We start from the raw sequence: 13,896 nt of genomic DNA, 5'->3' as shown, positions 1-13,896 counted from the left end.
GGAAAACTGAGTTTTCGCAGACCTGTTAACGGGCGCGGTAAGTAATGCGGCCTTTGCTCAAGTCATAAGGCGTAAGTTCAACGCGAACTTTGTCGCCAGTCAGAATGCGGATGTAATTTTTGCGCATCTTTCCGGAGATGTGCGCAGTAACGACGTGCCCATTTTCCAACTCCACACGGAACATGGTGTTGGGCAGGGTGTCGACGACAGTGCCTTCCATTTCGAAGCTGTCTTCTTTCGACATGCAGTAAAGCCCTCGGTATCCAATGAATGGCCCGGTGCAACTGGCGCCAGGCAAAAGCGGCGTGCATTGTGCCCGAAATTTGGGGTTTGCGCCAAGGGCTTCAGTTCAGACTAACCCAGCGTTGGTTGACGAACAGCTCTATTGGCCGGTACTGGGTCTTGTAATTCATCTTGCGGCAGCTCTTGATCCAGTAGCCTAGATAGACCGCATGTAGCCCCAATCGCGCCGCTTCAGCAATTTGCCAGAGAATGGCAAAGCGCCCGAGGCTGCGCCGTTCCTCGTTCGGCTCATAAAAGGTGTAAACCGCTGACAGCCCATTGGGCAGTACATCGGTCACCGCAATTGCCAGCAGGCGGTTGTTCTGACGAAACTCATAGAAGCGCGAGAAGGCCAGATCACGTACCAGAAAGGTCGAGAACTGCTCACGATTGGGCGGGTACATATCGCCATCGGCATGCCGCTGCTCAATGTAGCGCACGTACAGTGCGTAATATTCTTCGGTAAAAGCCGGGCGTACTAGGCGGACCTGGATGTCCTGATTACGTTTGAAAATGCGCCGTTGCTGGCGATTCGGACTGAACTGGGCGGCAGGGATACGTGCCGGTACGCAAGCGGTGCAACGCTGACAATGCGGGCGATAGAGGTGGTCGCCACTGCGGCGAAAGCCCATTTCTGAGAGCTCAGCGTAAACATCCGCATCCATGGGCTGGCTGGGGTCGAGGAACAGGGTTGTGGCCTGCTCGTCGGGCAGATAGCTGCATGGGTGCGGTTGAGTGGCGTAAAACTTCAGGCGGGCCAGCTCAGTCATGATCGACTCTCAGGGTCGGGCTTGAATCAAGTGTAAGCCAGGCTGGCAAACTCGCCTAGGCGACCCAGTCGGCCGTGCTCGATTGATCAAGATGCTTACTCAGGTAGCCGGAAAACTCGGCACGGGAAATCGTCTGAGCACCGAGGCTGAGCAGGTGCTCGGTCGGCATCTGGCAATCGATCAACACAAAGCCCCAGTCTTTCAAGTGTTCAACCAGTGTGACAAAACCCACCTTGGAGGCATTGTCTGCGCGACTGAACATCGACTCGCCAAAGAACAGTTGCCCCATGGCCAGACCATAGAGCCCGCCAACCAGCTCGTCATCACGCCAGACCTCAACCGAATGAGCGATACCGCGTCTGTGCAGTTCAAAATAGGCGTCCTGCATAGGGCTGGTTATCCAGGTTTCAGCCGCATAGCTGCGCGGTGCGGCGCAGGCGCGGATAACATCGGCGAAAGAATGGTCGAAGGTCACCCGATAACGGCTCTGGCGCAGCACTTTGGCGAGGCTGCGCGAGACGTGCAGCTGGTCAGGCAGCAGTACAGTGCGCGGGTCCGGCGACCACCAGAGAATAGGCTGGCCATCCTGAAACCAGGGGAAGCAACCATGACGGTAAGCCTGGATCAAACGTTCTGGACGCAGATCGCCACCTGCCGCCAGCAAGCCATTGGGCTCGCGCAGGGCTTTATTTAGGGGCGGGAAATCCAGTGAGTCGCGTTGCAGCCATGTCAGCATGTGCAGGGCCGGGGTTGGACAGAAGAGGGCAGGGCGAACTGAGCGTCCGCCCTGAGTGAATCAATTGTCGTCGAGGAATTTCTCGACATCCAGTGCGGCCATACAGCCGGCACCGGCGGAGGTGATGGCCTGGCGGTAAACGTGGTCGGCCACGTCGCCCGCAGCAAACACACCTTCAATGCTTGTGGCGGTGGCATTGCCTTCATTGCCACCCTTGATCAGCAGATAGCCGTCGCGCATCTCCAGCTGACCGTGGAACAACTCGGTATTAGGCTTATGGCCGATGGCGATAAACACGCCGGCCAGAGGCAGATCTTTGCTCACACCGCTCTGCGTATCTTTCAGGCGCGCGCCGGTAACGCCCGTGTTGTCGCCCAGCACTTCTTCCAGCGCGTGATTCCAGTGCAGTACCACGCTTCCGTTGGCCGCCTTGTCGAACAGCTTGTCCTGAAGAATCTTTTCCGAGCGCAGCTTGTCGCGGCGATGCACCAGGTGCACTTCCTTGGCGATATTCGACAGATACAGCGCCTCTTCAACGGCGGTATTGCCGCCGCCAATCACCGCTACAACCTGATTGCGATAAAAGAAGCCATCGCAGGTAGCGCAGGCCGATACGCCTTTGCCGGAAAACGCCTCTTCGGACGGCAGGCCCAGGTATTGAGCCGATGCCCCTGTGGCGATAATCAGTGCGTCACAGGTGTAGGTGCCGCTGTCGCCTTTCAAGGTGAAAGGGCGCGATTGCAACTCGGCGGTGTGGATGTGGTCGTAGATGATCTCGGTTTCAAAGCGCTCGGCGTGCTTTTGCATACGCTCCATCAGCGCCGGGCCGGTCAGACCTTCAACATCACCAGGCCAGTTGTCCACTTCGGTGGTGGTCGTCAGCTGACCGCCGGGCTGGATACCGGTAATGATCACAGGCTTGAGGTTGGCGCGGGCAGCGTAAACGGCAGCGCTATAACCGGCAGGGCCGGAGCCCAGGATGATCAAGCGTGAATGCTTGACTTCGCTCATAAAAACACCTCATAAGCCTTTGTCACAAAAGAGAATGCATGCTCCAATTGAGCCGCACGGAAGATATTGGCGGATATGCTACACCGAAGCGGGCGAAGAGCGGGAGTCAACTGCTGTAGCTGTTTATGCATACAGCTCGGTCTGGTGTCGTGCGATTAAACCCGTACAATCGCAGCATATTTTGCCGTTAACCAATTATTCGGCGCCTCTGGCGCAGGAACAGATGTGTTTTGAAGAAATCTAGCCCAACCGCACAAGCCCCTATCTGGCGTCAGCAGCTACCTTATCGACTCAAAGAAGGCGCGCTGATTGGCCTGGGCGCTCTTTGCCTTTATCTATGGATGGCCCTGCTGACCTACGATGCGGCTGATCCGGGCTGGACCCACACCAGCAATGTTGAGCAGGTGCAAAACGCCGCCGGCCGTGCCGGTGCCTGGTTTGCCGACATCCTGTTTATGGCGTTGGGCTATTTCGCCTATCTATTTCCGCTGCTGTTGGCGGTAAAAACCCTGCAAGTGTTCCGCGCCCGCCATCAGCCGTGGCAGTGGAGTGGCTGGCTGTTCTCCTGGCGACTGATTGGCCTGGTCTTTCTGGTGCTGTCCGGTGCCGCGCTGGCGTATATCCATTTTCAAGCCAGTTCGAGCATGCCGGCCTCCGCAGGTGGCGCGCTGGGCGAAAGTCTGGGGGCGCTGGCGATCAATGCGCTGAATGTGCAGGGCAGCACGTTGCTGCTGATCGCGCTATTTCTTTTCGGTTTGACAGTCTTTACCGACCTGTCCTGGTTCAAGGTGATGGACCTGACCGGGAAGATCACCCTCGACTTGATCGAGCTGATCCAGAGCCTGGCCAACCGCTGGTGGAGTGCGCGGGCTGAACGTAAGCAGTTGGTGGCGCAGTTACGTGAAGTTGATGAGCGCGTCAGTGAAGTTTCCGCGCCAATCGTGCTGGATCGCCGTGAGCAGGCCAAGGTCAAAGAACGCCTGATCGAGCGCGAAGAGTCGCTGAACAAACACATGAGCGAGCGGGTGAACCGCCCAGCCCCAGTGATCACGCCGCCGGCCGCCCCGAAAGCACCTGAGCCGAGCAAGCGCGTGCTCAAAGAGAAACAGGTCAATCTGTTTGAAGACAGCGCCCTAGCCGGCAGCCTGCCGCCGATTTCGATCCTTGATGTGGCAGAGAAGGTTCAGAAGAAATATTCGCCTGAACACCTGGAAGCCATGTCGCGCCTGCTTGAGATCAAACTCAAGGAGTTTGGTGTCGAGGTTATCGTCGAGTCCGTGCATCCTGGTCCGGTAATTACCCGTTTTGAGATCCAGCCGGCTGCAGGGATCAAGGTCAGCCGTATTTCTGGCCTGGCCAAGGATCTTGCGCGTTCGATGGCGATTATCAGCGTACGCGTGGTGGAAGTGATTCCGGGCAAGACCACTGTCGGCATCGAAATCCCCAACGAAGACCGGCAGATCGTGCGCTTCTCCGAAGTGCTGTCGTCGCCTGAGTATGACGAAGCCAAGTCGCCCGTTACCTTGGCCCTGGGCCATGATATTGGCGGCAAACCAGTGATTACCGACCTGGCGAAAATGCCCCACCTGCTGGTGGCTGGTACTACCGGCTCGGGTAAGTCGGTTGGGGTTAACGCAATGATCCTGTCGATTCTGTTCAAGTCCACGCCAGAAGAGGCGCGCTTGATCATGATCGACCCGAAAATGCTTGAGCTGTCGATCTACGAAGGCATCCCGCACCTGCTGTGCCCGGTAGTGACCGACATGAAGGAAGCCGCCAACGCCCTACGCTGGTCGGTAGCCGAAATGGAGCGCCGCTACAAGCTGATGTCGAAGATGGGCGTGCGCAACTTGGCCGGCTTCAACCGCAAGGTCAAGGACGCCGAAGAGGCCGGCGAGCCGTTGAGCGATCCGCTCTACAAGCGCGAAAGCATGCACGACGAAGCACCACTGCTGAAAACCCTGCCGACCATCGTGGTAGTGGTCGACGAGTTCGCCGACATGATGATGATTGTCGGCAAGAAGGTTGAAGAGCTGATTGCGCGTATCGCGCAGAAGGCTCGTGCCGCGGGGATTCACCTGATTCTCGCAACCCAGCGCCCCTCGGTGGATGTAATCACCGGCCTGATCAAGGCCAATATCCCGACTCGCATGGCGTTTCAGGTGTCGAGCAAGATCGATTCGCGCACCATCATCGATCAGGGCGGCGCAGAGCAGCTCCTCGGCCATGGCGACATGCTCTATATGCCGCCTGGCACCAGCCTGCCCATTCGCGTACACGGCGCCTTCGTTTCTGATGATGAAGTGCACCGGGTGGTCGAGGCCTGGAAACAGCGCGGCACGCCTGACTATATCGATGACATTCTCAATGGCGTCGAGGAGTCCGGTAGTGGCTTTGAGGGCGGTAGCGGCGAGGGCAGTGGTGAAGGCAGTGAGTCTGACCCTCTTTATGATGAAGCGGTCAATTTCGTGCTGGAAAGTCGCCGTGCGTCTATTTCTGCCGTGCAGCGCAAGCTGAAGATCGGCTACAACCGTGCCGCGCGGATGATTGAAGCCATGGAAATGGCTGGCGTCGTCACCTCAATGAACACCAATGGCTCTCGCGAGGTCATAGCACCAAGCCCCGTTCGCGATTAACGCCTAGCCCGACCTGATAAGGAGTCCCATGCGCCTGATTCGCATGCTGTTGCTGACCGTACTGAGTTTTACCAACGTTGCTGCAATGGCCGACGATGAAGTGGCCGTGCAACGCCTGACCGAGTTGCTCAACCAGGCGCAGACTATTAATGCACGTTTTTCCCAGCTGAGTCTCGACGGCAGCGGCACCCAGCTGCAGGAAACCGCCGGCCAGCTCGCACTGAAGCGCCCGGGCCTGTTCCGCTGGCACACCGATGCGCCGATGGAGCAGCTGCTGGTCTCCAATGGCGAAAAGGTCTGGCTGTATGACCCGGACCTGCAACAGGTGACCATTCAGACCCTCGATCAGCGTCTGACCCACACCCCGGCGCTGCTGCTGTCCGGCGACGTGTCGAAGATCCGTGAGAACTTCGAGATCAGCCACAACGAGGGCGGCAATGTGGTCGATTTCATCCTCAAACCAAAATCCAAGGACACCCTGTTCGACAGCCTGCGTCTGTCGTTCCGCAACAAGGTGCTCAACGATATGCAGCTGATCGACAGCATCGGCCAGCGCACCAATATTCTGTTCCTCAACGTGAAAATGAATGAGCCGCAGGACGATGCGCAGTTCACCTTCGAGATTCCGGCCGGCGCGGACGTGATTCAAGAGTAGAAGGCTCAAGGGCAAGAGGCGTTAAACCGCAGTCATGGATCTGTTTCGCAAAGCTCCCGTTGCTCAACCCCTGGCTGCCCGGTTACGCGCAGCCAGCCTGGATGAGTACGTCGGCCAGGAGCACTTGCTGGCCCGTGGCAAACCCTTGCGTGAAGCGCTGGAGCAGGGCGCGCTGCATTCGATGATCTTCTGGGGCCCGCCAGGTGTCGGCAAGACCACCCTGGCGCGGCTGCTGGCACAGGTGTCCGATGCGCACTTCGAGACGATTTCTGCAGTACTCTCCGGGGTCAAGGAGATTCGCCAGGCCGTGGAGGTCGCGCAGCAACATGCTGCGCAATATGGCCGTCAGACCATCCTGTTTGTTGATGAGGTACACCGTTTCAACAAGTCGCAGCAGGATGCCTTTCTGCCTTACGTGGAAGACGGCACGCTGATCTTTATCGGCGCCACCACGGAAAACCCGTCATTCGAGCTAAATAACGCCTTGCTCTCACGGGCTCGAGTCTATGTGCTGAAAAGCCTGGATGAGGCCGCGCTGCGCAAGCTGGTTGATCGCGCCCTGAGCGACCCGAAGGGCCTGGGGGAACGCCAGCTGAGTCTGCCGGAAGAAAGCTTCAAGATTCTTCAGGCCGCAGCCGATGGCGACGGCCGGCGTCTGCTCAATTTTTTGGAAAACGCCGCCGACCTGGCCGAAGACGGCAGCGAGATCGGCAGCGAACTGCTGCTCAATCTGCTTGGTGATACCCGTCGGCGCTTCGATAAAGGCGGCGAAGCCTTTTACGACCAGATATCTGCGCTGCACAAATCCGTACGCGGCTCCAGCCCGAACGGCGCGCTGTACTGGTTTGCGCGCATGCTTGATGGCGGTTGTGATCCGCTGTATATCGCCCGCCGTGTGGTGCGCATGGCCAGCGAAGACATCGGCAATGCCGACCCACGCGCCCTGACCCTGTGCCTCAACGCATGGGGCGTGCAGGAGCGTTTGGGTAGCCCTGAGGGTGAGCTGGCCGTGGCTCAGGCGATTGTCTACCTGGCCTGCGCGCCAAAAAGCAACGCGGTCTACAACGCCTTCAACGCCGCCATGCGTGATGCCGCCGAACATGGCTCGCAGGAAGTTCCGCTGCACCTGCGCAATGCCCCAGCCAAGCTCATGAAAGAGTTGGGTTATGGCGACGAATACCGCTACGCCCACGATGAGCCTGATGCCTATGCTGCTGGTGAGGATTACTTTCCGGACACCTTCGAGCCGCGTGAGTACTATCAACCGGTGCCGCGTGGCCTGGAGCTGAAGATTCGCGACAAGCTGCAACACTTGAAAAGCCAGGATCGCAACAGCCCTCGGCAACGGAGAAAACCATGATTCGCGTCGCCATGGCCGTTGCCCTCGGTGGTGCAGTGGGCTCTGTGCTGCGCTTTCTGACTGCCAGTTGGGTAGTGGCGCAGTGGCCGCGGCATTTCTACCTGGGCACCTTCACCGTCAATGTCCTCGGCTGCCTGCTGATCGGTCTGTTGTCCGGCCTGTTTCTGTTGCGCAGCGACCTGCCTATTGAATTGCGCAGCGGCTTGATCATCGGCCTGCTCGGCGGTTTCACCACCTTTTCCTCATTCAGCCTCGAGCTGCTCAAGCTATTTGAAAGTGGCCGCCACAACGAAGCCTTTGCCTACCTGCTGTGCAGCGTGGTCGGCGGCGTGCTCGCGGTCTGGGGCGGTTTTGTCCTGGCACGCCTCTCTCAGTAGCCGCTAACGCCCGGTGTGGCACCCAACCCGGTTAAAGCCTTAAACTGCGCGGCATGCGCGTCATGGCCAAGGCCATGCAAACCCTTGTGATGTGTTGAGACCAGAACATGCTCGATTCCAAACTCGTTCGTACCCAGCTCCATGAAGTGGCCGAGCGCCTGGCCGCCCGTGGTTTTGTCCTTGATGTTGCCCGCTTTGAAGCGCTTGAGGCTCAGCGCAAGACGCTGCAGACCCGCACCGAGCAGCTGCAAGCCGAACGTAACAGTCGCTCCAAATCCATAGGCCAGGCCAAGCAGCGCGGTGAAGACATTGCGCCGCTGCTGGCAGAAGTGGATCAGATGGGCAGCGATCTGGAGCAGGGCAAGCGTGACCTCGACAGCATTCAGACTGAACTCGACAGCCTGCTGTTGAATATCCCCAACCTGCCACACGAATCGGTGCCGGTCGGTGCAGACGAAGAGGGCAACGTTGAAGTCTCCCGCTGGGGCACGCCGCGCAGCTTCGATTTCCCGATTCAGGATCACGTTGCCCTCGGCGAGCAGCACGGCTGGCTGGATTTCGAGACCGCTGCCAAGCTGTCCGGCGCACGTTTTGCTTTATTGCGCGGGCCGATTGCGCGCATGCACCGTGCTTTGGCGCAGTTCATGATCAACCTGCACACCGGCGAGCACGGCTACGAAGAAGCCTACACGCCTTATCTGGTGCAGGCCCCCGCGCTGCAAGGCACTGGCCAGCTGCCGAAGTTCGAGGAAGACCTGTTCAAGATCAGTCGCGAAGGCGAAGCCGATCTGTACCTGATCCCGACTGCCGAGGTTTCGCTGACCAACATCGTTGCTGGCGAAATTCTCGATGCCAAGCAACTGCCGCTTAAACTGGTTGCGCACACCCCGTGTTTCCGCAGTGAAGCTGGTGCTTCCGGCCGTGATACCCGCGGCATGATCCGTCAGCACCAGTTCGAGAAGGTCGAGATGGTGCAGATCGTCGAGCCGAGCAAATCCTTTGAGGCACTGGAAAGCCTGACCGCCAACGCCGAGCGCGTGCTGCAGTTGCTTGAATTGCCATACCGCAAACTGGCGCTGTGCACCGGTGATATGGGTTTCGGTGCGGTGAAGACCTATGACCTGGAAGTCTGGGTGCCGAGCCAGGACAAGTACCGCGAGATTTCTTCGTGCTCCAACTGCGGCGACTTCCAGGCGCGCCGTATGCAAGCGCGCTACCGCAACCCGGAAACCGGAAAACCCGAACTGGTACACACCCTCAACGGCTCCGGCCTGGCTGTGGGGCGTACGCTGGTTGCTGTGCTGGAAAATTACCAGCAGGCCGATGGCAGCATCCGCGTGCCGGATGTGCTGAAGCCCTATATGGGTGGTATCGAAATTATCGGTTAATCCGGATTTCAGTTACCTGTGACGGGGCGGCCAGTGCCGCCCCGTTTTGTTTACCCGATTGAGAGCGTGTGTCATGGATTTTCTGCCCCTGTTCCACAAACTGCAGGATCGCCTGGTACTGGTGGTCGGTGGCGGTGAAGTTGCCGTGCGCAAGGCGCGCTTGCTCAGTGATGCCGGCGCGACGCTGCGGGTAGTAGCGCCGGAGATTCGTGACGAACTGCGTGAGATGGCCAGTGCACGTAGTGGCGAGTTGCGGCTACGTGATTATCAGTCGGCTGATCTGCAGGGTGTGGCCCTGATCATTGCCGCCACCGATGACGAACCGCTGAATGCGCAAATCTCGGCCGAGGCCCAGGCCTTGGGTATTCCGGTCAACGTGGTGGATGCACCGAAGCTGTGTAGCGTGATTTTCCCCGCCATTGTCGATCGCTCGCCTTTGATTGTGGCAATTACCAGTGGCGGTGATGCACCGGTACTGGCACGGCTGATTCGCGCCAAGATCGAAACCTGGATTCCTGCAACCTATGGTCAGCTAGCCGGTTTGGCCAAGCGTTTTCGTGCCCAGGTCAAAGCGCTCTTTCCCGATGTGCAGCAGCGCCGGGTGTTCTGGGAGGATGTGTTTCAGGGCCCGGTGGCCGAAAGCGTCTTCGCCGGTAAACTGCAGGAAGGGCAGCGCCAACTGGAAGAGAAAATCGCCGGGATAGCCCCGCGCACCCTTGGCGAGGTGTGTCTGGTTGGTGCCGGGCCGGGTGACCCTGATCTGCTGACCTTCCGTGCCCTGCGCCTGATGCAGCAGGCCGATGTGGTGCTCTACGACCGCCTGGTGGCCCCGGCCATCATCGAACTGTGCCGTCGCGATGCCGAGCGCATCTATGTTGGCAAACAGCGTGCAGAGCACGCCGTGCCGCAGGAGCAGATCAATCAGCGCCTGGTCAGCTTGGCCAAACAAGGTAAACGGGTATTGCGCCTGAAAGGCGGCGATCCGTTTATCTTCGGTCGTGGCGGTGAGGAAATCGAAGAACTGGCTGCCCACGGCATTCCGTTTCAGGTGGTACCGGGCATCACCGCCGCCTCAGGCTGCGCGGCTTATGCGGGAATTCCACTGACCCATCGTGACCATGCGCAATCTGTGCGCTTTGTTACCGGTCACCTGAAAGATGGCAGCAGCAATCTGCCTTGGAGCGAGCTGACAGCCAGCAGCCAGACCCTGGTGTTCTATATGGGCCTGGTGGGGTTGCCGATCATCTGTCAGCAGCTGATTGCCCATGGCCGCGCTGCGACAACGCCGGCGGCATTGATCCAGCAGGGCACCACGCAGAATCAGCGGGTGTTTACCGGTACATTGGCCAATCTGGCCGAGCTGGTGGCGGAGCATGAGGTGCACGCGCCGACTCTGGTAATCGTCGGCGAAGTGGTGCAACTACGGGAGAAACTGGCCTGGTTTGAAGGCGCTCAAGCCAGCGTCTGATTACGCGCAGCCCACAGCTGGGCGGCGCGCTCCAGGGCTTTATCACGCGATTCGCCGAGGGCGTGCAAGGCCAAAGCCATGGTGCTGATCACGGCAAGCTGGCCGTAATCATCGGCTACTTCACCACGCCAGAAGGCGACCAGACGGGCCGGTTCCAGCGTTTCAGGCTTGACGTGACGCAGCGGCGAAAGCGCCGGCCATTCTTCGTCCCAGTTGTCGCCATTGGCCGTGCCGTACAGGTGGCTGGTGGCGTCCGGGTTGATCTCGATTTCGCCGCCTTCACCCTTGATTACTACCGCGCTATCGCCGAGCAACTGGCTGGCTTCACGGTGCACTGCCTGATAACCCGGATGAAAGATGCTCTGCAGGCCGCAACGCGCGCCCAGCGGGTTGAGAATGCGCGCCAGCGAATGAATCGGTGAACGCAGGCCGAGAGTGTTGCGCAGGTCGATCATCCGCTGCAGTGATGGCATCCAGTCGCCCAGCGGAATAAACGCCAGCTGTTGTTGCGCCAGTGCCTGCTCAACGCCATCCCAGCTGCGGCATAGCGGAATGTGCAGGGTTTCCAGTAGCTGTTCGCTGTACATGCGCCCGGCTGTGTGCGGGCCGCCGCCATGCAACAGGATGCGAATACCGCTATTCGCTAGCGCTTTGGCTGCCAGCAGGAACCACGGCAGGTGACGCTTCTTGCCGGCATAGCTGGGCCAATCCATATCTACCTGAATCGCAGGCGCCTGTATGCGCGCACGCACAGCCTCGGCAAAACCGGCCATTTCCTCGGCACTTTCCTCCTTGTGCCGCAACAGCATCAGAAAGGCACCCAGCTGACTTTCTTCGGCTTGGCCGTCGAGCAGCATACCCATGGCTTCACGGGCCTCCTCGCGGGTCAGGTTGCGCGCGCCACGTTTGCCTTTACCGAGGATGCGTACAAATTGAGCGAAAGGGTGTTCCGGCGGGGTCACAAGATTCATAGACAATTGGTCGGCTTGGGCAGGCCCGCCAGCTTGGCGGCAAGTTTGGCGGGAGCGCCATTGAACAGGCGATTGAGGTTCAGGCTATTGCCTTTCTCGGGGCCGAGTTTGACGGCAATAAACTTGATCAGCGGACGGTTGGCTGGGGACAACTGAAACTCGTCGTAAAAGCTGCGCACCAGCCAGAGGATTTCCCAGTGCTCGGCACTCAGGTTGATGCCTTCACGTTGCGCCAGGGCATGCGCGCTGGCTTCGGACCAATCCGCCAGATCGACCAGATAGCCATCTTTGTCCAGCGCCAAGCTGCGACCTTCAACATTCAGCGTGCTCATAGCCAAGTGTTTACCTTGTCGTATTGGCAGCTCAGGGCAACGAACGCAGGGTAATCGACCAGTACGAGGCGGGCAGGGTAAGCAAGGCCGCGCGCATGCACATCTTCATCCAGAGCATACAGTGCGATAGCTTCTGGCATCAGTTCCAGCGCCTGACGCTGTGCGCTACCGTCCTGTAAGGCATATACCGCATCACCACAAAGCAGTAGGGCATCCTGGCAGCCGAGAATACGCAAGCAACTGCTCAGACGGCTATCGGTAAAGGGCGAGTGCGAGAGTACGTGCAAGGTAGCCATCAGAGCGTAATCACCTGGTTGTAGCGGTCAATCAAGGTACTTATCGAGGAGTCATCGAGACGCTCGACAACCAGACAGCTGGAGTAATCACCCAGGCCGCGCTCATCCAGGCTGCGCTGCGAGGCATACAGTGCCTCGACCCCGAACATTGGCAAGGCCTGGAGATTGGCGCTGAGGTCTTTCTGCTGCAAATTGGCCGGTTGTTGCGCACCACTCAGCTGAAATACCCCGTCATCAAGAAACAGCAGGCCAATCGGCAAATCGAAGGCGCCGCCGGCCAGCGCGACATCCAGTGCTTCCCGCGCACCAGGACCGGACCACGGGGCTTGGCGGCTGATGATCAGCAGCGACTTACTCATTTCAAGGGCCTCCAAAACACACTAGGCGATCCGCCAGCTGCGTCGCTTCGTGCAGTTGGCCTAGCCCGGAAAGCTCCCAAGGCGCGCCCAGGTTGGCGGCTGTGCGTGAATAGCGCTGTGCTTCATCGTCATTCAGCACGCCACGGCGCAAGGCTGCGGCGATACACACGACGCCATCCAGCTGCTGCGTTTGCACTAACTCACGCCATTCACGTGGCAGATCCACTTCATCCTGCGCGCAGACCACATTGCTCGAGGCGCTGTGTACCCCGTCCTGATAAAAGAACAGCCGCACGATCTCATGCCCACCTGCCAATGCCGCCTGAGCAAAGCGCAGCGCGCGGCGGGAGGAGGGCGCATGAGGAGCAGAGAACAGAGCGATGGCAAACTTCATAGCAAACCCGGCAAGCCAATTTGCCGGAATGATAAAGCCTGAGCCACCAAGATGCGCGTGGTAGGCATAAAAAAGCCCGCCGAAGCGGGCTTTTCACAGCAGCGTAAATCAGTCGTCGCTGCCCATGATGCCGAAAATCTGCAGCAGGCTGACGAACAGGTTGTAGATCGATACATACAGGCTGATGGTCGCCATGATGTAGTTACGCTCACCACCGTGAATGATTTCGCTGGTCTGATACAGGATGCAGACCGAAGAAAACAGCACAAAACCTGCGCTGATCGCCAGCTGCAGACCGCTGATCTCGAAGAAGAAGCCGGCAACCATCGCGCCCAGCAGAACAAAGAAACCTGCAGTGATAAATCCACTGAGGAAGCTCATGTCTTTGCGGGTGGTCAGTACGTAAGCCGACAGACCGCAGAACACCAGGGCTGTCATGGCGAAAGCGGAACTGACAACTTCAGCACCGTTGGCCATGCCCATATAGCGATTGAGGATCGGGCCGAGGGTGTAGCCCATAAAGCCGGTCAGAGCGAGGGTCGAAACCAGGCCCCAGGCCGAGTTACGCAGTTTGGCAGTGAGGAAGAACAGGCCGTAAAAGCCGATCAGCACCACGAAGATATTCGGATAAGGCACATTGGCGCGCTGTGCGATGTACGCCACCAGGCCGCTGAAGGCCAGGGTGATGGCCAGCAGGCCGTAGGTGTTGCGCAGGACGCGGCTGACTTCTTGCTGCTCAACCTGCGTATGGTCAAGTGCATAATTGTGTTCGTTCATGGCGACACTCCTGAAATGGCTGATGGTTCCGTGACCAAGGTCAGGCCCGATCATAGCAGAGGCAGATAGAGAGCCAATACGTAG

16 protein-coding genes are annotated in these 13,896 nt (G+C 58.8%); 6 read left to right on the top strand and 10 right to left on the bottom strand.

The genetic code is table 11. The annotated features are described in order from the left end of the window. Positions 1-25 precede the first annotated feature (25 nt). The 4 genes from infA to trxB all read right to left on the bottom strand — a co-directional run bounded on the left by infA (position 26) and on the right by trxB (position 2,799). The gene (infA, locus tag BLW24_RS20510; RefSeq protein WP_002553999.1) at positions 26-244 is read right to left on the bottom strand and encodes a translation initiation factor IF-1; all 219 of its coding nucleotides are present in this window, start codon (positions 242-244) and stop codon (positions 26-28) included. A 100-nt stretch (positions 245-344) separates the two neighbouring features. Further along, positions 345-1,052 carry an arginyltransferase gene (locus tag BLW24_RS20505; RefSeq protein WP_090386459.1) on the bottom strand — a complete coding sequence of 236 codons (708 nt, stop codon included), beginning with the start codon at positions 1,050-1,052 and terminating at the stop codon, positions 345-347. Positions 1,053-1,107: 55 nt separating this feature from the next. Continuing rightward, positions 1,108-1,788: a leucyl/phenylalanyl-tRNA--protein transferase gene (gene aat / locus BLW24_RS20500; RefSeq protein WP_090386457.1), complete on the bottom strand. Its 681-nt coding sequence runs from the start codon at positions 1,786-1,788 to the stop codon at positions 1,108-1,110. Positions 1,789-1,848: 60 nt separating this feature from the next. Further along, positions 1,849-2,799, bottom strand: a complete 951-nt coding sequence (gene trxB / locus BLW24_RS20495; protein WP_090386455.1) for a thioredoxin-disulfide reductase — start codon at positions 2,797-2,799, stop codon at positions 1,849-1,851. 230 nt (positions 2,800-3,029) lie between these two features. Here trxB and ftsK point away from each other — a divergent pair, with 230 nt between their 5' ends. The 6 genes from ftsK (at position 3,030) to cysG (ending at position 10,683) form a co-directional block, all read left to right on the top strand. After that, complete coding sequence (gene ftsK, locus BLW24_RS20490) at positions 3,030-5,435, top strand: DNA translocase FtsK (RefSeq protein WP_090386453.1); 2,406 nt, start codon at positions 3,030-3,032, stop codon at positions 5,433-5,435. A 28-nt stretch (positions 5,436-5,463) separates the two neighbouring features. Continuing rightward, a complete protein-coding gene (lolA, locus tag BLW24_RS20485) occupies positions 5,464-6,090 on the top strand; it encodes an outer membrane lipoprotein periplasmic chaperone LolA (RefSeq protein ID WP_090386451.1) in 627 nt (208 codons plus the stop codon). 34 nt (positions 6,091-6,124) lie between these two features. Further along, positions 6,125-7,450 carry a replication-associated recombination protein A gene (locus BLW24_RS20480; RefSeq protein ID WP_090386449.1) on the top strand — a complete coding sequence of 442 codons (1,326 nt, stop codon included), beginning with the start codon at positions 6,125-6,127 and terminating at the stop codon, positions 7,448-7,450. Continuing rightward, entirely contained in the window at positions 7,447-7,827 is a 381-nt protein-coding gene (crcB, locus tag BLW24_RS20475; RefSeq protein WP_090386447.1) for a fluoride efflux transporter CrcB, read from the top strand. The genes BLW24_RS20480 and crcB overlap by 4 nt, the downstream gene beginning before the upstream one ends. Before the next feature lie 107 nt (positions 7,828-7,934). After that, on the top strand, positions 7,935-9,215 hold the full coding sequence (gene serS, locus BLW24_RS20470; protein ID WP_090386445.1) for a serine--tRNA ligase: 1,281 nt from the start codon (positions 7,935-7,937) through the stop codon (positions 9,213-9,215). A gap of 73 nt (positions 9,216-9,288) precedes the next feature. Further along, positions 9,289-10,683: a siroheme synthase CysG gene (gene cysG, locus BLW24_RS20465; RefSeq protein WP_090386443.1), complete on the top strand. Its 1,395-nt coding sequence runs from the start codon at positions 9,289-9,291 to the stop codon at positions 10,681-10,683. On the opposite strand, the gene BLW24_RS20460 is transcribed toward cysG, so the two are convergent. From BLW24_RS20460 to BLW24_RS20435, 6 genes are all read right to left on the bottom strand, one after another. Next, positions 10,668-11,654 carry a glycosyl transferase family protein gene (locus BLW24_RS20460; RefSeq protein ID WP_090386441.1) on the bottom strand — a complete coding sequence of 329 codons (987 nt, stop codon included), beginning with the start codon at positions 11,652-11,654 and terminating at the stop codon, positions 10,668-10,670. The genes cysG and BLW24_RS20460 overlap by 16 nt on opposite strands. Next, positions 11,651-11,986, bottom strand: a complete 336-nt coding sequence (locus BLW24_RS20455) for a TusE/DsrC/DsvC family sulfur relay protein (RefSeq protein ID WP_090386440.1) — start codon at positions 11,984-11,986, stop codon at positions 11,651-11,653. Before BLW24_RS20455 ends, BLW24_RS20460 begins: the two co-directional genes overlap by 4 nt. Beyond that, entirely contained in the window at positions 11,983-12,282 is a 300-nt protein-coding gene (tusB, locus tag BLW24_RS20450; RefSeq protein ID WP_090386439.1) for a sulfurtransferase complex subunit TusB, read from the bottom strand. The genes BLW24_RS20455 and tusB overlap by 4 nt, the downstream gene beginning before the upstream one ends. Further along, the gene (gene tusC, locus BLW24_RS20445) at positions 12,282-12,641 is read right to left on the bottom strand and encodes a sulfurtransferase complex subunit TusC (RefSeq protein WP_090386437.1); all 360 of its coding nucleotides are present in this window, start codon (positions 12,639-12,641) and stop codon (positions 12,282-12,284) included. Before tusC ends, tusB begins: the two co-directional genes overlap by 1 nt. A gap of 1 nt (position 12,642) precedes the next feature. After that, positions 12,643-13,035, bottom strand: a complete 393-nt coding sequence (gene tusD / locus BLW24_RS20440) for a sulfurtransferase complex subunit TusD (protein WP_090386435.1) — start codon at positions 13,033-13,035, stop codon at positions 12,643-12,645. A 108-nt stretch (positions 13,036-13,143) separates the two neighbouring features. Next, positions 13,144-13,812: a Bax inhibitor-1/YccA family protein gene (locus BLW24_RS20435; protein ID WP_090386433.1), complete on the bottom strand. Its 669-nt coding sequence runs from the start codon at positions 13,810-13,812 to the stop codon at positions 13,144-13,146. Between the last annotated feature and the right edge of the window lie 84 nt (positions 13,813-13,896).

Origin of the sequence: Pseudomonas anguilliseptica (genome assembly GCF_900105355.1) — a bacterium.
Classification (GTDB): domain Bacteria; phylum Pseudomonadota; class Gammaproteobacteria; order Pseudomonadales; family Pseudomonadaceae; genus Aquipseudomonas; species Aquipseudomonas anguilliseptica.
This window is presented reverse-complemented; position numbering and strand designations above follow the sequence as displayed.